Source organism: Marinobacter mangrovi (genome assembly GCF_016798325.1).
GTDB lineage: Bacteria > Pseudomonadota > Gammaproteobacteria > Pseudomonadales > Oleiphilaceae > Marinobacter_A > Marinobacter_A mangrovi.
The window spans coordinates 208643-230866 of the sequence record NZ_JAERVO010000005.1 but is presented as its reverse complement, the minus strand read 5'-3'; the positions used below and the strand labels follow the sequence as shown (position 1 = coordinate 230866).

The 22224-nt window shown below is 63.7% G+C and carries 19 protein-coding genes; 10 read left to right on the top strand and 9 right to left on the bottom strand.

Translation table 11 applies throughout. The features are described 5' to 3' along the window. The first annotated feature begins 53 nt into the window (after window positions 1-53). The 3 genes from JL474_RS15900 to JL474_RS15890 all read left to right on the top strand — a co-directional run bounded on the left by JL474_RS15900 (window position 54) and on the right by JL474_RS15890 (window position 5117). Window positions 54-1148 carry a porin gene (locus JL474_RS15900; protein WP_407944067.1) on the top strand — a complete coding sequence of 365 codons (1095 nt, stop codon included), beginning with the start codon at window positions 54-56 and terminating at the stop codon, window positions 1146-1148. Between the two features lie 230 nt (window positions 1149-1378). Then, window positions 1379-2542 carry a nitric oxide-sensing protein NosP gene (nosP, locus tag JL474_RS15895; protein ID WP_236012321.1) on the top strand — a complete coding sequence of 388 codons (1164 nt, stop codon included), beginning with the start codon at window positions 1379-1381 and terminating at the stop codon, window positions 2540-2542. Then, the gene (locus JL474_RS15890; RefSeq protein ID WP_203142850.1) at window positions 2475-5117 is read left to right on the top strand and encodes a hybrid sensor histidine kinase/response regulator; all 2643 of its coding nucleotides are present in this window, start codon (window positions 2475-2477) and stop codon (window positions 5115-5117) included. Before nosP ends, JL474_RS15890 begins: the two co-directional genes overlap by 68 nt. A gap of 195 nt (window positions 5118-5312) precedes the next feature. Here the strand turns inward: JL474_RS15890 and JL474_RS15885 are convergent, their stop codons facing one another. Together JL474_RS15885 and JL474_RS15880 are read right to left on the bottom strand one after the other, a co-directional pair. Then, complete coding sequence (locus JL474_RS15885; protein WP_203142968.1) at window positions 5313-5987, bottom strand: response regulator transcription factor; 675 nt, start codon at window positions 5985-5987, stop codon at window positions 5313-5315. Between the two features lie 109 nt (window positions 5988-6096). Continuing rightward, the gene (locus JL474_RS15880; RefSeq protein ID WP_203142849.1) at window positions 6097-6678 is read right to left on the bottom strand and encodes a rhodanese-like domain-containing protein; all 582 of its coding nucleotides are present in this window, start codon (window positions 6676-6678) and stop codon (window positions 6097-6099) included. A gap of 176 nt (window positions 6679-6854) precedes the next feature. Between JL474_RS15880 and JL474_RS15875 the strand changes: the two genes are divergently transcribed. Genes JL474_RS15875 through JL474_RS15865 form a run of 3 tightly spaced genes read left to right on the top strand, consistent with a single transcriptional unit; the run spans window position 6855 to window position 9287 of the window. Then, entirely contained in the window at window positions 6855-7823 is a 969-nt protein-coding gene (locus tag JL474_RS15875) for an ABC transporter substrate-binding protein (RefSeq protein ID WP_203142848.1), read from the top strand. 11 nt (window positions 7824-7834) lie between these two features. Continuing rightward, window positions 7835-8629 (top strand): ABC transporter permease, encoded by a 795-nt coding sequence (locus tag JL474_RS15870; protein WP_203142847.1) that lies wholly within the window; start codon window positions 7835-7837, stop codon window positions 8627-8629. Continuing rightward, complete coding sequence (locus JL474_RS15865) at window positions 8622-9287, top strand: ABC transporter ATP-binding protein (protein WP_203142846.1); 666 nt, start codon at window positions 8622-8624, stop codon at window positions 9285-9287. The genes JL474_RS15870 and JL474_RS15865 overlap by 8 nt, the downstream gene beginning before the upstream one ends. A gap of 122 nt (window positions 9288-9409) precedes the next feature. Here the strand turns inward: JL474_RS15865 and JL474_RS15860 are convergent, their stop codons facing one another. Genes JL474_RS15860 through JL474_RS15850 form a run of 3 tightly spaced genes read right to left on the bottom strand, consistent with a single transcriptional unit; the run spans window position 9410 to window position 12571 of the window. Further along, the gene (locus tag JL474_RS15860) at window positions 9410-9754 is read right to left on the bottom strand and encodes a YdbL family protein (RefSeq protein WP_123634044.1); all 345 of its coding nucleotides are present in this window, start codon (window positions 9752-9754) and stop codon (window positions 9410-9412) included. A gap of 28 nt (window positions 9755-9782) precedes the next feature. Beyond that, the gene (locus tag JL474_RS15855) at window positions 9783-9986 is read right to left on the bottom strand and encodes a YnbE family lipoprotein (protein WP_123634043.1); all 204 of its coding nucleotides are present in this window, start codon (window positions 9984-9986) and stop codon (window positions 9783-9785) included. Window positions 9987-9988: 2 nt separating this feature from the next. Next, window positions 9989-12571: a YdbH domain-containing protein gene (locus tag JL474_RS15850; protein ID WP_203142845.1), complete on the bottom strand. Its 2583-nt coding sequence runs from the start codon at window positions 12569-12571 to the stop codon at window positions 9989-9991. 206 nt (window positions 12572-12777) lie between these two features. Between JL474_RS15850 and JL474_RS15845 the strand changes: the two genes are divergently transcribed. The 3 genes from JL474_RS15845 (at window position 12778) to JL474_RS15835 (ending at window position 15475) form a co-directional block, all read left to right on the top strand. Then, on the top strand, window positions 12778-13629 hold the full coding sequence (locus tag JL474_RS15845; protein ID WP_203142844.1) for a cytochrome b/b6 domain-containing protein: 852 nt from the start codon (window positions 12778-12780) through the stop codon (window positions 13627-13629). Continuing rightward, entirely contained in the window at window positions 13619-14383 is a 765-nt protein-coding gene (locus tag JL474_RS15840; RefSeq protein ID WP_203142967.1) for a molybdopterin-binding protein, read from the top strand. Before JL474_RS15845 ends, JL474_RS15840 begins: the two co-directional genes overlap by 11 nt. An 87-nt stretch (window positions 14384-14470) precedes the next feature. Then, window positions 14471-15475, top strand: a complete 1005-nt coding sequence (locus tag JL474_RS15835; protein WP_203142843.1) for a Gfo/Idh/MocA family protein — start codon at window positions 14471-14473, stop codon at window positions 15473-15475. Between the two features lie 209 nt (window positions 15476-15684). Here the strand turns inward: JL474_RS15835 and JL474_RS15830 are convergent, their stop codons facing one another. Next, a complete protein-coding gene (locus tag JL474_RS15830) occupies window positions 15685-17610 on the bottom strand; it encodes a methyl-accepting chemotaxis protein (RefSeq protein WP_203142842.1) in 1926 nt (641 codons plus the stop codon). Between the two features lie 621 nt (window positions 17611-18231). On the opposite strand from JL474_RS15830, the gene JL474_RS15825 reads away from it, so the two are divergent. Beyond that, window positions 18232-19167: a choline ABC transporter substrate-binding protein gene (locus JL474_RS15825; protein ID WP_407944066.1), complete on the top strand. Its 936-nt coding sequence runs from the start codon at window positions 18232-18234 to the stop codon at window positions 19165-19167. Between the two features lie 7 nt (window positions 19168-19174). Here the strand turns inward: JL474_RS15825 and JL474_RS15820 are convergent, their stop codons facing one another. From JL474_RS15820 to JL474_RS15810, 3 genes are read right to left on the bottom strand one after another with little or no spacing between them, the layout of a single operon-like run. Beyond that, window positions 19175-20290 carry an ABC transporter permease gene (locus tag JL474_RS15820; protein WP_328797834.1) on the bottom strand — a complete coding sequence of 372 codons (1116 nt, stop codon included), beginning with the start codon at window positions 20288-20290 and terminating at the stop codon, window positions 19175-19177. Further along, a complete protein-coding gene (locus JL474_RS15815; RefSeq protein ID WP_203142840.1) occupies window positions 20287-21219 on the bottom strand; it encodes an ABC transporter ATP-binding protein in 933 nt (310 codons plus the stop codon). Before JL474_RS15815 ends, JL474_RS15820 begins: the two co-directional genes overlap by 4 nt. Then, entirely contained in the window at window positions 21209-22186 is a 978-nt protein-coding gene (locus JL474_RS15810; protein ID WP_203142839.1) for an HlyD family secretion protein, read from the bottom strand. Before JL474_RS15810 ends, JL474_RS15815 begins: the two co-directional genes overlap by 11 nt. Between the last annotated feature and the right edge of the window lie 38 nt (window positions 22187-22224).

The following is a 22224-nucleotide window of genomic DNA, read 5'->3' as shown; positions in this document are numbered from 1 at the left end:
ACCGGTCCCGCTGTCCGGCGACCCTGATGATCGAACAACAACATCTGGGGGCTATGATGAACAACAAGAAGCTTCTCGCGCTCGCGATTGCCGCGGGTGTGGCCGCGCAGGCCAATGCGGCCGTCGAGCTCTATAACGAGGACGGAACGACTTTCTCTGCGGACGGCTATTTCAACGCGTTCTACGTGAACCGGGACGACAACATCGCCGACGTGCGCCAGTCCCGGGTCAAGATGGGTTTCCTGCCCAATACCATCGGCTTCAACTTCAGCAAGGAGATGGGCGACCTGACCCTGGGCGGCCGGTCCTCCTTCTGGACCAGCATCAACGACAGCCTGGATTCACCCACCGATACCTCGATCGACGTGCGCCAGTTCTACGCCACGGTGGACGGCAGCTTCGGTCAGGTGCTGATCGGTAAGGACTTTGGCCTGTATTCCCGCAACAACATCTTCCTGGATGAGATCCTGATGGGCTTCGGATCGCCGGGCGCGCCGGGTGGCGTATCGTTCGGCAACATCCGCACCGGTTACGCCTATCCGACGCCGACCGCCCAGATCACCTACCGGTCTCCGGATATGGGTGGCCTGAACATCGCGGCCGGTATTCTGGATCCGGCCTCGACTGCCGGTTCCGACGCCTATGAGGAAGCGCCCCGCTTCGAATCCGAGATCACCTACAACATGGATCTCAACGGCGTGGCCCTGACCGCCTGGGTGAACGGCCGCTACCAGACCTCGAAGAGCGACACCACCGATACCGAGGTGAATTCATCCGCTGTGGGCTACGGCCTCAAAGCCAGCGTGGCCGGCCTGACCCTGGCCGCCTCCGGCTTCAACTCGGATGGCGATCCGCCCGTGCTGATCACCAACCAGGCCGCCGCATTGCCGGAAGACAACGCCGACGGTTTCCTGGTGCAGGGCGCCTACCAGCTGGGTTCCAACAAACTGGTGCTGTCCTACGGTGAAACGGACTCCGATATCGGTGATTTCGAAACCGAGAACACGTCCATCGGCCTGTTCCACGACATCAACAGTAACTTCAAGCTGGTTGCCGAATACAACATGTTCGAGCAGACCACCAAGTCCACCGGCGCCGATGCCGCCGATGCGGACACCATCGCCCTGGGTGCCATCGTGCTGTTCTGACCCGGCAGGCGAAGCAGGCGGCCGGTGAATCGGGCCGGCCGCCTACTACCAAAGTGTCGTTTTGCCGGCCGGGTGCGGCTGTAAGGGTGTTGATGGGCGTTTTCAGAGCTTGAGAATCAATGGCCTACGTTCGAATGCGTCGTGCCCGCAGCGGCACTGAAGTTGAATTGGACGCGTGGCTGGAGCGCGTAGAATCGGAGTGGAAACATTCTGGTTGCGAGCCCAAAGCCATGCTACCCGTTACCTCCGTTGCACCGGTCCGCGTGGCCAGCTCCGATGCCCGCGACCCACAGCTGGCTGCCACCAGTCTGGCCAGCCAGCTCTACCATCCCGATCTGGCCTGTGTGCTGTTTTTCTGCTCCGCCGAGTACGACCTGGCCAGGCTGGGTATTGCCCTGGAACACGTCTTTCCGGAAATCCAGGTCACCGGCTGCACCTCCGCCGGGGAAATCACGCCGAAAGGTTACGGGCGAGGCTGCATCACGGCCATCGGTTTTGACCGTCGCTATTTTTCCGTGGACTGCGCGCTGATCGGTGAGTTGGAACAATTCAGCCTGCAGGACGCCCAGAGCCTTGTGGACAACCTGCTGGCCACGTTCCGCGAAGCGTCGCTGGCGCCGGTTAAGGGGCACACCTTCGCCATCACCTTGCTGGATGGCCTCTCGAGCCGGGAGGAACTGGTCCTGACAACGCTCAATGCAGCACTGGGCAGCATTCCCCATTTTGGCGGGTCCGCCGGCGACGACGAGCGCCTGGCCAACACCCATGTCTATTTTCAGGGTGCCTTCCACACCAACGCCGCCATCGTCCTGATGGTGAACACCTCACTCGATTTCCGGGTCTTCTCGACCCACCACATGCTGGAAGGGGACGACAAACTGGTCGTGACCCGGGCCGACAGTGAGCAACGCACCGTCTACGAACTCAATGCCGAGCCGGCGGCGGAAGCCTATGCCCGAGCGGCCGGCGTCACCGTCGCCGAACTGGATCGCAAGGTGTTTGCCCTGCGGCCCATGGCGGTGCGTATTGGCGATCAGTATTTCGTTCGGTCTGTCCAGCGGGTCAATGACGACGGCAGCCTGACCTTCTACTGCGCGGTGGAAACCGGCATCGTGCTGACCGCCATGCGCCCCGGGCCACTATTGGCCAACCTGCGCGAACAGCTGGCGCTGGCCGAAGAGCTAGTTGGTCCGCCGCTCCTGACCATTGGTTGCGACTGCTTCCTGCGCCGGCTGGAAGCCGAGTATTCCGGCTTCGTGCAGGAGACGTCCGATTTTCTGGTGGAGCACCGGGTCATCGGCTTCAACACCTACGGCGAACAGTTCGATGGCATGCACATCAACCAGACCTTTACCGGAGTGGTCATTGGCCAGCCCCCTGCCGATCGCGAATGAGCCGGATGCGCGGGATCAGCGCATCGCCGAGCTGGAGGCGGAAAACGCCCGCCTACGGACCATCCGGGACGCTCTGATTACCCGGGTGGAGTCCAGCGGTGCCCACAAGCCGGCGCCCTATGCTGCCTTCGAGCATTCCGTCGTGCTGGCCGAGCAGGTACGGGAGCGCACCGAAGCCCTGAACCTGGCGATGGCCGAACTCAAGTCGAGCAACCGCGCCCTGATCGCCGCCCGGGAAGACGCCGAAACCGCCAGTCAGCGTCTGATCGACGCGATTGAGAGCATCGCTGACGGCTTTGTCCTGTTCGATCACCGGCACCGCGTGGTGCTCACCAACAGCCGCTTCCGCAGCTATTGGGCGGACAACGGCGAGGCCATCCAGCCCGGCGTGGCCATCGCCGACATGAAGCGCCTGGCCGTGGAAACCGGCCTGGTGGTGGAAGAGCAGCGGGACAGCCAGTCCGGCGGCGTGGTCTATCGCCTGGCCAACGGGCGCTGGGTGCAGGTCAGTGAACGCCCCACCCGGGAAGGCGGGTTGGTAATCCTGTACTCCGACATCACCGACGTGAAGAACACCGAGGACGAACGTCGGGAGCGGGCGCTGGCGGAAAAGTCCCGTCTGCTGCAATCGACGGTGGATAACCTGTCCCAGGGCGTGGTGCTGGTGAACGAGGAAGGCAAGCCGGAAATCTGGAACGACCGCTTCGTTACCCTGACCGGACTGTTGCCAAGCCAGGTGAGCCAGGACACCCGCGTCGATGCCTTGATGGCCCTGTCCGACACGCCGCTGCTGACGCCGGCCAGCGTGGATGCGCAGGGCCAGCCCTGCCACGCGCTGGAACACCGGGCACGGGACGGCCGGGTACTGGAAATCCGCACCCACCCCATGACAGACGGGCGTTACGTCAACACCTACACTGACATTACCGAGCGCTACCGCTACGCCGAAACCCTGCGCGAAAGCGAGCGCTGGATCCGCGTCGTCACCGACCACGTGCCCGCATTGATCGCCTATGTCGGCGCGGACCTGACCGTGCAGTTCTGCAACAAGGTCTATGAGGCCTGGTACGGCGACGGCAGCCAGTCGCTTTTGGGACGTCACCTGGAAGATGTGCACACGCCGGAGCTCTACGCCCGGTTGATGCCGCACGTCGAGGACGCGCTGGCGGGCAACAACGTCACCTTCGAATTCGAGGAGAGCAACGCCCGCGGCCAGCAGCGTTACATGTTGCGCTCCTATGTGCCCAACCGGGGCAGTGACGGTCGTGTCATCGGCTTCTTCGTCCTGATCCGCGACATCACCGACCGCCGCCGCACCGCGCTGGCCCTGCAACAGGCTTACGACAACCTGGAGCAGCGGGTGAAGGAACGCACCGCCGCGCTCACCGGCCTCAACAACAAGCTGCGCCAGGAGATCAGCGAGCGGGCGGTGATCGAGGCGCGGCTGCGTGACGCCAAGATGGAAGCGGAACGGGCCAACCTGTCCAAGACCAAATTCCTGGCGGCCGTCAGCCACGACCTGCTGCAGCCGCTCAACGCCGCACGCCTGTTCACCAGCGCCCTGATGGAGCAGTCCTTCGGCCCGCGTGCTGAAGGTCTGGTGCGCTCGGTCAGCACCTCCCTCGACGATGTGGAGAATCTGCTGGGCACGCTGGTGGACATCTCCAAACTGGATGCGGGCGTGATCAAGCCCGACATCAACGCCTTCGACCTGCGTGACCTGCTCAACAACATCGCCCGGGAGTTCCGCCAGATGGCGACGGCCGAGGGCATCGACCTGCACTTCGTGCCGTGCTCGGCCGTGGTGGAGTCGGACTCCCAGCTGCTGGCCCGCATCCTGCGCAATTTCCTCACCAACGCCATACGCTACACGGGCGAGGGCCGCATCCTGCTGGGCTGCCGCCGCAAGCGCCACAGCGTGATGCTGGAGGTTTGGGACACCGGACCGGGCATTCCTGCCGACAAGCTCACCGAGATCTTCCAGGAGTTCAAACGCATTCGCCCCGCCGGCGCGCCGCAGGACAAGGGATTGGGTCTTGGGCTGGCCATTGTGGACAAGATTGCCCGGATGCTGGATCACCGGATTACCGTACATTCGGTGGAAGGCCAGGGGTCGATGTTTGCCGTGGAAGTCCCTCTCGGGCAGTTGCGGCCGGACCAGCAACCGACCGACGCGTCCGTGCCGGTCCATCCGCAGTCTCTCGATGGCAGCCGGGTCTGGGTGATCGACAACGACCGGTCCATCTGCGATGGCATGCGCACCCTGCTGGAAGGGTGGGGGTGTGAGGTCGTGACGGCGGTGTCCGTGGACGATCTGGACGAGCAGCTGGATATTTCGGGCACGCCGGTGGATCTGATCCTCGCCGACTACCACCTGGATAACGACGAGAACGGCGTCGATGCCGTCGCCGCCATTCATGCCCGGCGTGATGACGCGGTGCCGGTGGTGATGATCACCGCCAATTACACCAACGAGCTCAAGCAGCACATTCGCGGCCTCGGCTATCACCTGATCAACAAGCCGGTGAAGCCGCTGAAGCTACGGAGTGTGCTGCATCATCTCTTGTTGGGGTAGGTGATCGTGCCCCGGGGCGGGGAGCGACGGGTAGGTTGGGCTGACGCAGGAAGCCCAACGTTCTTTGGAACGATCGTGAGGTTTCGTCGCGGGAATCGCCAGCCTGCCTTTTCCCGGGGAATGGCATGAGGGAGACAGACGATGACATGTTGGGCTTCCTGCGTCAGCCCAACCTACCCGCATGGTTAGCCCCGTTTAACGCTTCAAATATTGATTAAAATCGATATCACTCGCCGACAGGATCGCCTGCACCCGATTGTGCACCCCCAGCTTGCGCAGGATGGCGGACACGTGGGCTTTCACCGTGGTCTCGGCGATGTTGAGGTTGTAGGCAATCTGCTTGTTCGACTCGCCCTTGGACATCCGCTCCAGCACCAGCAGTTGGCGGCGGGTCAGGGAGTTGAGCAGCTCCGGTGAGATGTTGTTCTCGTCGTGGCGATGGCGCCGGGTGTTTTCCTTGCCGGTGCGGATGATGTCCGACGGCAGGTACACATTCCCCGCCAGGATCTGTTCGATCGCCTGGGTCATCTGCGCCCGGGGCGAGGATTTGGTGATGAAGCCCACCGCCCCGTAGGTGATCGCCTGCAGCACCACCTGTTTGTCTTCCTCGGCGGAAACAATCACCACCGGAATCGTCGGGGCCTCGTTGCGCAGGGCAATCAGCCCGTTGAGCCCGTGCATCCCCGGCATGTTGAGATCCAGCAGGATCAGGTCGAAGTCATCCTGTTCCCGGGTCAGCTCCAGGGCGGTGTCCAGGTCGTCCGTTTCCACCACTTCGCTGCCGCCAAAACCGGCTTCGATCACACTGGTAATGGCTTCACGAAACAGCGGGTGGTCGTCGGCGATCAGTATCTTGTAGGCAGGTTCCATGCAGTCGGGTGCTCGGGTTTCGTCAATCTCGGGTTTCTCAGGCGTAGCATAGCCCAAGTTGTCGTCCAGGGTATCGGTGAAGGCAAGCGGAGAAGTCATAGCCCCGTCCTCATGAATGCGTGGGTTTGACCGGATCGGCGATCCGGGTCGGCAGTCCTGCGCCCATCCAGCTGTCGATACCATCCTTGTACCAGTAGACGTGACTGTAGCCCGCTTCGGTAATGCGCTTGACCGCATTCCAGGACAGCCAGCAGTCGGATTTACAGAACACCACCACCGGCTGGTCCGGGCGATCGCCCGTCAGCTGCGCCAGATTGTCCAGCAGGTAGTTTTTCCACAGGGCGTCGATCTGGCCCTTGCCGGTGTTCGGCAGCCAGTGCGCCTGGGGAATGGTGTGGTGCGGTTCATCCTGTAAAAAGCGATCGTGCCGGTATTCGGCATTGATCACGTCGATCAGGACCAGATCGGGACGCTCGGCCAGCATCGCCTGCAGTCCGGGCGTGTCGATGGTCGTCGCGCCGGGGGCGGCTTCGGGTGTGGGGCTGCGATAGCGATCCTGGCGAAAGCCGTCGCTTGAAAACAGCGCTGGGTTATCGGCGAGAGCCCTACTGGCGGTATCTGGTATCGATTCAGCCAGGGCCGGGACGGCCAGGCTGACCAGCAACGCCAGGTTCAGCATGCTTCTGAACATGGCCAGACCTCTTGATTATTCATGACAGGCTGGCGGCGGATCGCCGGGCCAGCTGTCCTCTATTGTTTGATCCCATTACACGCCATAAGGCGTGTGGCTTGAATGCGACCATCGCACCAAAAAACAGGCACTAAAGTACTATTCTGGCGCCCTGGTGGGGTTCGTATCGTGAGTACATGAACCTGAGACCGCTTTTCCGGACCCCGCTGAAGCCAGCCCTGATGCTGGCCGGCTGGTTGCTGTCAACCGCCTTGGCCGCTCAACCGGCGCTGCGGGTCAGCGTGTTGCAATTTGGTACGGCGCACTGGGAACTGGTCGCCATGCAGGAGGCCGGGCTGGACCGGGCCAACGGCTTTGAGTTGCAGGTCCAGCCGGTTGCCAACCTGGCCGGATCGCATCTGGCAGTCACCAGTGGCTCCGCCGACTCGGCGGTGGCGGACCTGGTCTGGGCGCAGGCCCAGCATGAACGCGGGATGGACTACCGCTACCTCCCGTTCTCCGCGTCCATCGGTGACATCGTGGTCCCCGCGGATTCGTCGGTGCAATCGGTCGCTGACCTGGCCGGACTGCGTCTGGGCGTCGCCGGCGGGCCGGACAGCAAGGGCTGGATGCTGCTCAAGACCGTGGCCACGCGACAGGGACTGGACCTGCCCCGTTCCGCCCGGATTCAGTACGCGGCACCGCCCCTGTTGAGTGAAGCCCTGCGCCGGGGCCAACTGGACGCGATCGTGACCTACTGGCACTTCGCCGCGCGCTTGCGCGCCGAGGGCCGGTTCCGCAGTGCCTTCGCCATGCGCGACCTGTTGACGGCCCTGGAGCTGGATCCCGACCTGCCGGTGCTGGGCTACGTCTTCCGCGACGATTGGGCCGACGCCCATGCGGAAATCCTGGCGGGGTTTGCGACGGCCCTGGAACAGACCCAGAGACACCTGTCGACTGAGCCGGACGCCTGGCAGGCCCTGCGCCCCATGATGCAGGTGACCGACGAGGCCACCTTTGCGCTGCTCCGGGACGGCTTTCTGAGCGGGGCGCCATCGCCTCTTACCGCATCCCGGGTGGACGATCTGCAACGGCTGCTGACACTGCTGGGAACCGGTGAGGCGGCCCTGATGCCGGCCCGCCTGTTCTACGCGCCGCCCTCCTGAGCGAGTTGACCATGTCCCGCAGTCTCGTCACCACGGCTTCCTCGCCACCGGTCCGTTTCTGGACGCGCTGGATCGCCCTGCCGGCGTTGCTGGCCATCTGGGCGCTTCTGGCTCACGGACTGGCGACGCCGCTGTTGCCGACGCCGGTGGACGTGGCGCAGGCCGCCTGGCGGGAAACTGCCTCCGGTGAATTGGTCCATCACCTGGGCGTCACCCTGTGGCGGGTGGCGATCAGTTTTGTGCTGGCCATGGCGCTGGGCACCGGCCTGGGCGTCTTCATGGGGCGGCACACGAGCGCCAATGCGGTACTCGACCCGCTGCTGGTGTTCTTCCTCAACCTGCCGGCCCTGGTCACCATCATCCTGTTGTATGTCTGGTTCGGGCTAGTGGAGACGGCGGCCATCCTGGCCGTGGTGATCAACAAGGTTCCCAATGTCACGGTGACCCTGCGCGAAGGCGCCCGCAGCCTGGATGGCCGGCTGGAGCAGATGGCGGACGTGTACGGTTTTACCTTCGGCCAGCGGGTGCGTGAGGTCTGGCTGCCGCAGCTGTTCCCGTATCTGATGGCGGCCACCCGTGGCGGCCTGGCGCTGATCTGGAAAATCGTGCTGGTGGTGGAGTTGCTGGGGCGTTCTGACGGCATCGGCTTCAAACTCCATATGGCCTTTCAGGTGTTCGATGTGGCCACCATCCTGGCCTACAGCCTGGTGTTCATCGCGGTGGTCCAGTTGGTGGAAATTGTTCTGTTGCAGCCGCTGGAGCGCCGGGCTTCGGCATGGCGCCACATTGGAGGCGCACATGCTTGAACTGCGGATCGATCGCCTCGCTTATGACAAAGTCGTCGTGGAGAACATCCGCACCCGAGTGATGCCGGGCGATCACGTCTGTCTGCTGGGGCCCTCGGGGATCGGCAAGACCACGCTGCTCAATGCGGTTGCCGGTCTGGTACCGCGACTTCCGGAAAACGCGGTGGTTGGGCGGGACCGGATCCGGTTGGCTTACCTGTTTCAGGAACACCGCCTGCTGCCGTGGCGGACGGTGCGCCAGAATATCCGGTTGGTGGGGGCATCGGACGAGACGATCGATCGATTGCTGGCGGACGTGGGGCTGTCGGAGCATTCCGAATCACTGCCGGACCAGCTGTCGCTGGGCATGGCCCGGCGGGCCGCGTTGGCCCGGTGCCTGGCGATCGAGCCGGACCTGTTGCTGATGGACGAGCCCTTTGCCTCACTGGATGCCGAGCGGGCAACGGAACTGCGCTATCTGATCCGTACGCTGCTGACGCGCCGTCCCAGGATGGCGATGATCTGCGTGACGCACGATCCGGCGGATGCGGCCGAGCTGGCCAATCGACTGTGGTATCTGGATGGGGCGCCGGCGACGTTGCGGTGGGATGAGCGGATTAATGGAGTGGGTGAGCTAGGAACACTGTTGGATCGCCTGAGAGGGGTGGTGTTGGCCTGAAGACGGGCGCCTGTTGGCGCCTCAGAAGCTGAAGCATCTGCTACACGCTCGAGTGAGCTTTGACATGTAGCCGACGCTTCAGCTTCGGAGCAGCCCGCTGGGCTGCCCCTTGAGTCGGCCATCTACTTCTTGACCCACTTCCCATCCTGCTTGACGTACTGCCCGGACGGCGTTTTTTCGATGGCCTTCTGGCCGGCCACGGATTCCACCTTGGTCACCGCGATGCCGTGCTTTTCGGCAATGCGGGCGTACTCGGCGCGGCGGGCTTCGTTGATGGCCTCGACGATGTCTGCAGCGTCGCCCTGGGGTTTCACCACTTCCAGGTAGCCGGTCGGGGTTTCGCCCACCAGTCCCTGGGTCTTGGCGGTTTCGAGTTTGCCCTTGGCGGTGTTCAGGTCCATCGCCAGGGCCGGCAGGCTGAGGCAGAGCGCGATCAACAGGGCGCCGATGCGTGCGGATACAGTCATGTCAGTTTCTCCTCCAGTGCGATGACGATCAGAACAGGCCTTCGTCTTCAAACAGTGCTTCCACGTCCTTGTCCACCTTCACGTAGATCTCGTGCTGGATCTTCACGTTCAGGTTGACGGTGATGGGCTCCTTGGGCGCCTCCATCTTCACCGTCGGCGTGCAGGCCGCCGCCATCAACCCCAGTGCCACGGCAGCCAGCGCCGCCCGGGACCGGGTTCCGGTTATCGTCATGGTTACTGCTCCTTCGTGTTGTCGTTCTGCCGTTGCTCGATCAGCTTTTTGACCCGCTCGGTCACCGTATCGTTCACCCGGCCGCTCAGCTGCAGGCTGGTCAGTAGGGCGGGAATGTCCTCTTCCAGGTTCACGTTGAGCACCACCGGCTGGCCGCCGTGGACATCCGGGTTCCTGCCCTCGATGTGCAAACCCAGTTGCAGGGTGCCGTCCCGATCATAGTCTATGGTGCTGTCGAGCACCGAATAGTGAAAGTTTTTCATAGCCTCGGCGACAATGCCCATTGCCATATTGTCACCTGCCAGGGCTTGCAGCCGGCTGCCCGGCAGCACCAGGCGGCCACCAGGCGAGAGCGCCCTCACGTCACCGTCTTCCACCGCCACGCCGTCCCGGCCGATGCGGACCGGTACGGTGCCACTGAGTTGACCAGAGCCGTCCAGATCCTCGCTGGGGTAAAGCTTCATGACCTGTTCCAGATCCAGTTTCTCGACGATCAACGGTATCCGGATCGGCAGGCGGGCCAGGTTCCACTGATGCGGTTCGACGTGAACCTGGCCACCCACCAGATCTGCCCGTGCCGTTTGCAGGTTCAATGTGCCGTTGAGGAACTGGCTACGGGTCGCTGCGTAGTCAGCGGCGAACTGGATGGGCCCGATGGGCACACCAGGATTGACCGTCTGGATCGACAGGTCCGGCATCCGGGCCGTGAGCTGGTCGCCCTGCAGGGACACTGAAACGGGACCGGTCATGCCGCTCCAGGCGGTCCGGTTGAAGGTGCCGCCGACGTTCTGGAGCTCGGCGCCGTTGTCCAGTTGCCATGGACCGGACGCGGGTCGGGTCAGCGTGGTGTCGATGTCCACCGTCCCCGCCGTGACATCGAGCAGCTTTGGCCAGCCTGCCCAGGTGGCCGCCCAGGCTTTACTGTCCTTCGGCGCCTGCAGGTGGCTGGTGATCTGGGCATTCAGGTCACCACCAAACGGCGCCTGCAATGCCACCTGCGCATCGGCACCGGACTGGGCCGTGAGCTGGCCGTCCAGGTCGAATTGTTTCAGGGTGCTGGCCAGCGACCCGTTGAAGCGCCAGGACTGTGGCTTTAATTGCGGATGCGTGATCTGCCCGGCGGACAGCCAGACCGGCCCCTTGAGTTGCAGGCTGTCGAGTGCCGGTTCGTCTTTGTGGTAGCGGGCATTCAGGGTCATCGAGGGAATATCGCCACGGACGGTGTCCAGCTTGAGATCGAGGTTATTGGGTGCTGTGAGCCGGGCCAGCGTGGCATGGGCGTCGGGGCCCGTTTTCAACTTCAGGGAGGTGGCGTCCGCCTGTCCGGACAGGGTCAGGTCCAGCCGTGGCGATGTCAGTTGCCAGTCGCCCACCCGGGTTGTCGGCAGGCGACCGGTCAGCCGGGTCTGGTCGAACGCCACCGACCAGGGCGATGTCAGGGCCAGGGTCACCCGGCCGTCCAGGGTGAGCTGGCTGCGTCCCTGGCTGGTCAGCGTGACGGCCAGGGGCAGGGTGCCGGGCGGGGCGTTGTCTCCGGACTCACGTGGTTGCGTTGTCAGGGTCAGGGAGTCTGGCCGGATGAGCGCCGGCAAGGCGTCGGCCCAGGCCGCCGGCTGGGTCAGGGTCAGGTCGGACCGCAGCGAGCGCGCCTGCCACTGGCCCTTCGAAGCGACCAGGTCGACCGCCAGGTTACCGGATACCGTGCCGACAACGGGCACCGGCCAGGGTTGGGGCAATTCGCCTTGTAGGGCTACAGAGCCGGACGCGGATTCGAGCGGCGGTTGACCGTCGGGCCAGTCCAGAGCCCAGTGAGCCTCGAGCTTCGCCGCGGCTGGTTGGCCGGGCAGGGCGTCGTCAGGTACCGGTGTCCACTGCTGTAGCCAGTCCGCAAGCCATGGCGCCTGGGTCCATTCGGGGATTCGGGCGGTCCCGGTCCAGTGATGGGTGGGGCCGCTGCTGTATTCGGTTTGCGCCGTCAGGGTGGGTTGGCCGTCGATGGTCAGTTGGGCGGTGGCGTTAATCTGTTCCGGTGGCTGGCCGTCCAGCGTTGTGTGGAGATCCAGACGATGCCCGTCCCGTTTCAGTTGCAGGCTGAGCGCCAGGGGGTAGGGATTGCCGTTGAGGCTCAGACTGGCGGAACCGGCCAGTTCGCATTGTCCCGCCTGACAGGGCAACGTCGCCTGGAAGTGGTCGACGTTGACGAGGCGGGGCAGCCAGATGGGCCGTTCATTCGGTGGCGAGGTGTCATCCGTGCTATCCGGAGTGTCAGCCTCGGAGCCGGTTACGATCAGCTGAAGCCGGTCGAGGTGGAGCTGGTCAAGCTGAGGGACCATGCCCTTCCAATGCCATTGCAGGGACAGATCACTCCCACGGATCGCCCACCGCTGACCGGATCGGTTCAGCGCCACCTGAAAGCCGGTTGCGCCAAGGTGTGACAGGCCCAGATCCAGCCCCTGCCAGTCCAGTCGTTCGATGCCCTGCGACTCACGGGTCGCCTGCCACCAATGGCGCGCCCACAGCCCGCCGATCAACAGCAGGACAATGACGGCAATCACCAGCCCGAATACGACACGTCTCCGGCTCATGACGTTCCCTGACTCCCTCTGCGTATGGCCCGTCCGCGACCGGTTCCACCGACCGCCAATCCGTGATGTTCAAGCCCGACTATACAGGTCTTCGCCGGCATTCAGGGAGCGCGTGATACTTTGGTGATGATTTGGTGATGGCGTTGTCATGCAATCCCACTGTGGCGGGCCTAAGCTGGAGGCGATTCATAACGGAGCACACCGTCATGGCCCGAACCCGCCTGAAAACCGTCTACCGCCACCCGTTGCCTGTCCGCATCGGGCACTGGGTCAATGCGCTGTGCCTGCTCATCCTGCTGTTGAGCGGCCTGCAGATCTTCAACGCCCACCCGCATCTCTACTGGGGCAGCGCTTCGGATTTTGAGTCGCCCTGGCTGTCAATTGATTACCACTGGTCCCGGGACGATGGTTATTCCGGCTGGACGCGTGTCTACGACTGGCAGGCGGACACCACCGGCGTGTTGGGCGCGTCGCCAGGGGCGGACGGTGAACTGGAAGGCCGGGCCTTTCCGGCCTGGCTGACCATCCCCGGCTCCCGCTGGCTGGCGATGGGGCGCAGTTGGCATTTTTTCTTCGCCTGGATCCTGGTGATCAACGCCAGCCTGTTCCTGATCTGGGCGCTGTTCGCCGGCCACCTGAAGCGTCTGGTGCCCACCGTCGAAGACTGGCGTGGCTTCGGCCAGTCGGTGATCGACCACTTGCGATTGCGCCACCCGACCGGTGAAGCGGCGACCCGCTACAACATCCTGCAGAAGCTGGCTTACCTGACCGTGATCTTCGGCCTCGGTGGACTGATCGTGCTGACCGGCCTGTGCATGTCGCCGCGGATGGATACGGTGCTGGAACCGGTGCTTGAATTCTTCGGCGGGCGTCAGTCCGCGCGCAGTATCCATTTCCTGGCGGCCAGCGGCTTTGTGCTGTTCGTCGCCATTCATCTGTTCGAAGTGATCGTCAGTGGCCCGGTCAACCAGCTGCGCTCGATGATCACCGGCTATTTCCGCTACCACGACCACGCCACCGGAGTGGCCTCAAACCGGGAGAACCGCCATGACGGATAACACGCGCCGCCGATTCCTCAAGACCCTGCTGGCCGGTGGCGGTATGGCTACCCTGACCGGCTGCGACTATCTGTCGGAGAAACCCTGGTTCCGCGACACCCTGGCCCAGAGCGAAAAACTCAGCGATGCGGTCCAGCACGCCATCACGCCGCGCAAAGCGATGGCCCGGGAGTTCACCCCGGCGGATATCTCGCCCCGCTTCCGCGCCAACGGCACGACCGATCCAGAGGGGGCGGAATACCGTGCGCTGGCCGCCAACGGCTTCCGCGATTACCGGCTCAAAGTCGGTGGTATGGTGGAGAACCCCATGACGCTGGATCTGGCGGCCATCCGCGCGTTGCCGTCACGCACGCAGATCACCCGACACGATTGCGTGGAAGGCTGGAGTGCCATCGGCCAGTGGACCGGCGCCCGGCTCAGCGCCCTGGTGGAACAGGCGCGTCCCCAGCCGGAAGCGCGCTACCTGGTGTTCCATTGCGCAGACCGCTACGGTCGCAGCGACAGCCCCTATTACGAAAGCATCGACATGGAAGACGCCCATCATCCACAAACGCTGTTGGCGTACGAGCTTAACGGCGAACCGCTGCCGATCGCCAATGGTGCACCGCTACGGCTTCGGGTGGAACGACAGTTGGGCTACAAGATGGCCAAGTACGTGATGGCCATCGAGGTGGTCGACCGTTTCGATCACATTGGCCGTGGCAAGGGCGGCTTCTGGGAGGACCGGGGCTACGCCTGGTACGCCGGCATTTGACCTGGATCGGGACGTGACTTGTCGCTTCCGGAAACATGAATCAAGCTGGAATGCTTCGATTCATTGGTTCTTATCCCGGGGAGCGTCATGTCCACGACCGACCGTTTCCGCTGGGGCATCATCGCGCCCGGCCGTATCGCCCACACCTTCGCTGAAGCCCTTGCGGGCATCGACGACGCCGTGCTGACGGCTGTCGCCAGCCGGGATCCGGTACGGGGAGCCGAGTTTGCCCGAGCCTATTCGACAGAAGACCATTCGGTCCGCGTCTGCCCTGACTACGACAGCCTGATCGACGAGCCCGATATTGATGGTGTCTACATCGCCAACCCGCACCGCTTTCACGCCGACTGCGTGCGGCGCTGCCTGGAAGCGGGCAAGCCGGTGCTTTGTGAAAAGCCGCTGACCGTCACGACGGCCGGCGCGGAGTCCCTGTTCGAACTGGCCGAAGACCGGGGCGTGTTTCTGATGGAGGCGGTTTGGTCACGCTTCCTGCCTGTCTGGGATCAGGTCCGCGATTGGGTCAGGCAAGGTGCCGTCGGTGAGATTCATTCCGTCCACTCCGACTTCTGCTTCCGGCTGCCGTTCAAATCCAATGGACGGCATTGGGACATCAACCAGGCCGGCGGTGTGACGCTGGATATGGGCATTTATGCGATCTCCCTGTCCAACTTCCTGTTCGGGCGCGGGCCGGACCGGGTGCAGGCGTCGGTGTTGAAAGGGGAAACCGGTGTGGATATTCGCACTGCGGCACTGCTGGATTACGGCCATGCCGTCAGCGCCTTCACCAGCAGCTTTATCGCCCGACGCGACAACACCATGCGCATCGAGGGCAACGCCGGCCACATCGTGATCGACGGGCCCTTCTGGGGCTCGGATCGCGCCACCCTGACGCGTCACGACGCCGAGCCGGACGTCGCGGACCGGCCTCGCCGGATCAACGGCTTCGAATATCAGATCGAGGCGGCCATGGCCGACATTCGTGCCGGTCGACTGCAGAACGCCCGCATTCCCTGGGCGGATACGCTGGCGACGGCGCGGGTAATTGATTGGATTCTGGAAGATGGCGGTGTGGACTATCCGTTCTTGCAGTAGGACAGTCCCAGCCCCATAGGATCTTTCGTTGGCGTTAACGCCGATTCTTACCGGCCGTGAATGGATGCCCTTGTCGGAGGAGGGACAGGGATGTCCCGGTCGCACTAGCCGGCCATGGATGGCCGTCTAATGTCAGCGTAGACAAGGGTGTCCATTCACGGCCTGCACGAGCTGGCAGGCTTGGAACCTCAGGGTGACGGGCTTGCACCTCACACCTTGTAGTGCGCCAATTCCTTCTGTAACCGCTCCGCCAGGGCAATCAGCTCCTGACTGGCCGCGCGGGTCTGATCCGCCTGGGAGGAGGTTTCCTGGGCATTGTTGTGGATGCGTTCCAGGGTGTTGTTGATCTCCTCGGCCACCTGGCTCTGCTCCTCGGCGGCACTGGCAATATCGGTGTTGCGCTCGGAGATGCGGGCTACCGCCTCGCGCACTTGATTGATGGCGTCGCCGGATTCCTGCGCCTTGGCGGACAGGTTGCCCGCCAGCTCCCGGGTGGCATCCATCTTCTGGGACGCGCCCTTGGCACCGGATTGCAGGCGCTCGATCTGCTCGCGGATGTCGTCGATCGAATTCTGCGTGCGGGTGGCCAGCATACGCACTTCATCGGACACCACCGCAAAGCCCCGGCCGTGCTCACCGGCCCGGGCGGCTTCAATCGCGGCGTTCAGCGCCAGCAGATTGGTCTGCTCGGCGATGGAGTGAATCACATCCAGTACGCTGCTGATGGCCTCGCTGTGCTCGTCCAGCTCCGTGACCGATTCGGCACACTCGGCGATGGTCCGGGTCTGCTGCTCGATGATGCGGATGGTTTCCTGCACCAGCGCGTGGCCGGATTGGGCGTCGTTATCGGCGCCCTTGGCGGCTTCCTCGGCGATGGACGCGCTTTCCGCCACGTTCTGTGCCGTCAGCGACATTTCGTGCATGGACGAGGCCACGTGCTCGGTATCGCCGGTCTGACGGGCAATGGACGCACTGGAATCCTCTGCCACCTTCACCAATCCCTGGGACGCGTTCAGTACTTCACGGGACGACGCGCTGACGCCGCGGATGGTGTCCTGCACCCGGGCCAGAAGTTTGTCGAAGCCATTGGCCATCTGACCGAACTCGTCCCGGCTGGTGGCATTGAAGCGGATGGTCAGGTCGCCCTCGCCCTCGGCAATGTCGTTGACCGCACCGATCATCCGGTTCAGCGGGCGCGTGATGACGGCAGACACCAACAGGTGGATGGCGAGAATCAGCAGGGCGCCCACAATCACGATGACCAGGGCAGTGCCGAGAGAGTCGGCGGTGATCGTATCGGTCAGTTCGTCGCTGGAATAGGCCGACACCACCTTGTAGCCCCAGGGATCGAAGGGCGTTTCCGATTTCACCCATTCGCCGTTGTCGCCAGCGAGGGCGGCCTTAACCACATCGTCGGTCTGGTTGTCCGAATGCATCCGGATACGGCCCTTGTCGTCCACCAGCGCTACGAAACCCCGGTCCAGAACCCGCGAGCCGGCGATGGCGTCCTCAAGCAGTGACATATCCGCCGAGTAGCCGACATACCAGATGCCCACCACCTGGCCGGATCCATCGCGCATCGGGGCATAGCCGGTGAGGTAGGGTTTGCCCAGGATATCCACCTGGCCATAGAACGCCTTGCCGGACTGGATGGCGCGGAAAGCGGCGCCCTCCGGATTGAGAATGGTGCCGGTGGCCCGCTGGCCGCCGTCTTTTTTCACATTGGTGGAGACGCGCACGTAGTCGCTGCCGTCGTAGACGAACAGTGTGGCGGTGCCGCCCATGTCGTCGGTCAGGGCGTCGACCAGCTCATAGTGGTTGGCCATGGGCTCGCCGCCCAGCTGCAGATCCGGCACGGTGCGGTCGCCCACGCGGGTGTCGTCGCCGCGTCCCGGTATGCCGATGGCTTTGCCGCGCTTGATCAGCACGTTCATGCTGCTCTTGACCCGCTCCATCATGATGGAATCGGTAACCGAGAGCAGTCGTATGACCCGCTGTCGTGCGTCGGTGGACTGGCTTTCCGCCGTGTGGGTCAGTTCGTTGTCGCGGGAAACGATGGTGAAAATGGCGCCTGCGATTACGACGACGGAAATCAGCAGGGTGATGGCAAGGAAAAACTTCTTCTTGACGGACATCGAGTCGGGCTCCTGATCGATAAGGCACCGCCGTCCTGCTGGCGGTATTCGTTGGGTACTTATCGACCAATAGTCGACAAACTTTACTCTGTCACCCAGCCCGGCGTTGCCTGGATCATCGCTGGCTGACGGTTGATCGGGATAACATCAAATCGACTTCGGGGGCGGCTCCCCGGAAAGGCCGCGAATGCGGCCGCATCCAGCCGATGCCCCGGTCGGTCGAGCGACGTTATGAGTGATTGCCGGCCAGCGGATAGCAGGGGGTGATTCGATGCTTGGTATTAGCTGGGGTGATGTCAGGCATTAGCCAGACCTTGGTTTACAGGTTGCCCAGCCGCGCGCACCATGAATGGCTTCAAGTAAATGCCACTTATGACCCTGATAACAACGAATCGGATCGATAGCGCGTTGACGGATGGGGCATTATCCAGCCGTTACACGTTGATCGACCCACACAACAGGTGCTGCCGGCCGCCTATCCCCCGAGCCGTGCGGAGTTACAGGCTGATTCGGCTGGCCAGCCTGATGGATCAGGACAGACGCTGGCGCCGGATGCGCCTTCCTGCTTTAGACCGAATAAATAACGAAGCACAAAGGAGAGAATCGACCATGCAGCATCGAATGCGAGCGCTGAAACCCTTGCTGTTGGCGGGTACCTGCACGCTGGCTATCTCGGCTCAGGCGGCCGTTCCGGAACAATGCCAGACGGTCCGCTTCAGCGATCCCGGTTGGACCGACATCAACGTCACCAACGCCCTGACCACGACCGTACTGAAGGGGCTCGGCTACGACACCAGCATCGATCTGCTGTCCGTGCCGATCGGCTTCAAATCACTTCAGAACGACGATATCGATGTGTTCCTGGGCAACTGGATGCCGGCCCAGCAGAAGTTCGCCGACCAGTATGAGGGCGGTTACGAACGCCTGCGGGCCAACCTGAAGGGCGCCAAGTTCACCCTGGCCGTGCCGGATGACGTCAAGGAGAAGGCGGGCGTGACGAGCTTTGCCGATCTCGACAAGCACGCCGAACAGTTCGACCACAAGATTTACGGCATCGAACCGGGCGCGCCGGCCAATAACCTGATCCAGAAGATGATCGACAACGACGACTTCGGCCTGGGCGACTGGAAACTGGTGGAGTCCAGCGAGCAGGGCATGCTCAGCCAGGTCAGCCGTGCCGAACGGCGAGACCAGTTTGTGGTGTTCCTCGCCTGGGAACCGCATCCGATGAACCTGCAGCACGACCTGACCTATCTGTCTGGCGGCGACGATTACTTCGGGCCCAACTACGGTGGCGCCACCATTTACACGCTGACCCGGAACGGCTACAGCGACGACTGCAGCAATGTGGGCACGCTGCTGGATAACCTGCAGTTCAAACTGGATATGGAAAGCCAGATCATGGGCCGCATCCTCAACGATGGCGAGGAGGCCGACGAGGCCGCACGCACCTACCTGAAAGCACACCCGGAGGTGCTGTCCGCCTGGCTTGACGGTGTGACCACCGTTGATGGCCAGCCGGGGCTGCCCGCCGTCAAGCAGGACCTGGGGCTGTAACCGGCGCTCAGTCCAACCGTTTATGCACCCGCAAGGTGGCGATCCACATCGCCACCGACGCGAACACCACCAGCGCCAGCAGTTCCGGCCACAGGTCGACGAGACCGGCGCCCCGCAGCATGATGCCCCGCACCAGGCGGATAAAATGAGTCAGCGGCAGCACCTCGGCCAGCCACTGCGCCGGTGCGGGCATGCCTTCGAACGGAAAGATGAAACCGGACAGCAGCATCTGCGGCAGGAAGGTGAAGATCGCCGCCTGCATGGCCTGGAACTGGGTGGTGACCAGTGTCGAAATGAAAATACCCAGGGCCAGGCTGGCGATGATAAAGACCAGCGCCGCAGTGTAGAGGGCGAGCAGACTGCCGCGCACCGGCACCTGGAACACCAGGGCGCCGAGGATCAGCACCAGCGTCGTCTGCACCAGCCCGATGCCGATGAAGGGCAGCACCTTGCCGATGGTCAGCTCTGCCGACGACAACGGCGTGGTGATCAGGAATTCCAGGTTGCCCTGTTCCCGCTCCCGCACCAACGCGATCGCCGTAAACATCACCATGGTCATGGTCAGGATCACGCCGATCAGCCCCGGTACCGTGTTCAGCGGCGCCTCTCGCTGGGGATTGTAATAGCTCACGATTTCCACCGCCGAGACGCTGTCGGCGGTCGCTGACGCGTCGCCCCGCATCAGGCTTCGCACCGGGAACTGGCCGATCTGGCGGGCGGCCTGCTGGACCACCTGGTCCGAGCCGTCCACCACCAGCTGGAACACCTTGCGATCCGGGTCTGACAGCCGCTCCTCCAGATCCGGAGGAATGATCACGGCCGCCTTGACGGTGCCTTGCTGCAACAGACGATCGGCCGCTGCCGGGGCGGTCAGAACCTCATTGAATTCGAACACCCGGGACTGCAGCAGCTGCTCGGCCAACTCGCGGCTGGCGCTGGATCCCGCCTGGTCCACCACGGCAGCGGGCAAATGGCGGACGTCCATGTTGATGGCGTAGCCGAACAGCAGCAGCTGCATCAGCGGAATGCCGACGATCATGGCGTAGGTCAGCCGATCCCGGCGCAGTTGACGCAGTTCCTTGCGGATCACGGCGAGCAGGCGGCGCAGGCTGAAACCGCTCACGGTCCGTTGCCTCCCCGGGTAGCGGCGACGAATACATCCTCCAGGTTGGGATCGGTGCGGGCCACCCGCGCCTTGATCCCCTCGGAGTGCAGGCGGTCGGCGACCGGTTCCCGGGTGTTCTCGCTGTCTACCAGTACCCGCAGGCTGGCACCAATCTGGGCGCTGGACAGCACACCGGGCAGGTTGGCCAGCGCGAGCTCGGCCGCGTGGGGGCGGGCCGTTTCCACCAGCAGGGGCAGGGCGCCCAGATCCGCCTTGAGCTGGTCCGGCGAGCCTTCCCGCATCAGCCTGCCCTCCTGCAGGATGGCCAACTGATGACAGCGCTCGGCCTCGTCCATGTAGTGGGTGGACACGAGCAGGGTGGTGCCCGCCTCGGTCAGTTTGAACAGCTCGGCCCAGAAATCCCGTCGTGATTGTGGATCGACCGCACTGGTGGGTTCGTCCAGGAACAGCAGTTCCGGTTCGTTGAGCACCGCGGCAGCCAGCGCCAGCCGCTGCTTCTGGCCACCGCTGAGGGTGCCGGCCAACTGCGTCGTGAGGGCGTCCAGGCGATAGGTCTGGATCAGCTGCTCCAGGCGCTGGCGGGTCCGGGTGCGGTCGAGGCCAAACAGGTGGGCGACGAACTGCAGGTTCTCGGTCACGCTCAGGTCCCGGTACAGGGAAAAACTCTGGGTCATGTAGCCGATGCGGCGCTTGAGGGTTTCCGCCTGTCTGGGAATGTCCAGATCCAGCACCCGGATGTCGCCCTCGCTGGGCAGCAGCAGTCCGCACAGCATGCGAATGGTGGTGGATTTGCCGCAGCCGTTGGGGCCGAGGAAGCCGTAGACGCGGCTCCGGGGAATCTGGAGATCGAGATGATCGACGGCCGTGAGGTCGCCAAAGCGGCGGGTCAGCCCGTGGGTGACGATGGCGGCCGGCTCATTCGCCATCGCCCGGCTCCGTAGACGCGGGCCAGGCCTGGGCGGGCACGCCGGCCGGCAGAGATCGTGCCCGTTCGCCCTGCAGGACCAGCTCGGCCCGGTAGACCAGGCGACTGGCGTCATCGCCGCTAAGCGCGTAATACGGCGTGAAGGCCGGATCGCTGCGGATGCTGCGGACCACGGCGTCGAAATCCTCGGCCACGCCGTCTACTTTGACTCGGAAACGGTCGCCCGCCTGGATGACGGTCCTGCGGGCTTCCGGGACAAAAATGCGGACGTAAGGCGCCTCCCCACTGAGCAACGTCACCAGCGGATCACCCACTCGCGGTTGATCGCCGAGTTTGTGGGGCAGGCTGTCCACCCGTCCGCCCCGCGGCGCATGAACATCCAGTCGTTCGCGGCTGACGGTCAGTTGGCGCACTTTCGCATCCGCACTCTGCACCGCCGCCTGGGCCTGGTCCAGCTGCTCGGCCCGGGTGCCTTTTAGCAGTTCATTGAGCTGGGCCTGGCGGGATTCCACGGCGGCATTGGCGCTGTCCAGGGCGCTTTCCCGATCATCAAGCTGGGCTTTCGGAGCGGTGCCGCGTTGATAGAGCGTTTGCGTGCGTTGAAGGGCCTGCTCGGCGTTGCGCGCCTGGCTGATGGCACCGGCCAGGTCGGCCCGGGCGGCTTCGATGGTTTCCGGTCGGGCGCCGTGGCGCAGCTCCTCCAGGCGGGCCGCCTGCTGCTGCAGCGTGGCCCGGGCCTCGTCCAGTTGGGCCTGCAGCCGGCGGGCATCCTGGCGCAGGATCAGGGCGCCTTTGGAAACCGCTTGCCCCTCGGTGACGGCCATCTCGGTAATGGGCTCGGACGCTTCCGCCAGAACCACAATACGGTCCCATTCGACCGTTCCCAGCAGGGGCTTGGCGGCACGATCGCATCCACTGACCAGGGTCAGGCCGAGGCACGTGATCAGGAGCAGTTTCAGTGCAGCCATGATGGCATCAGTGTCCTTCAGCAGGGAGAGAAAAAGCA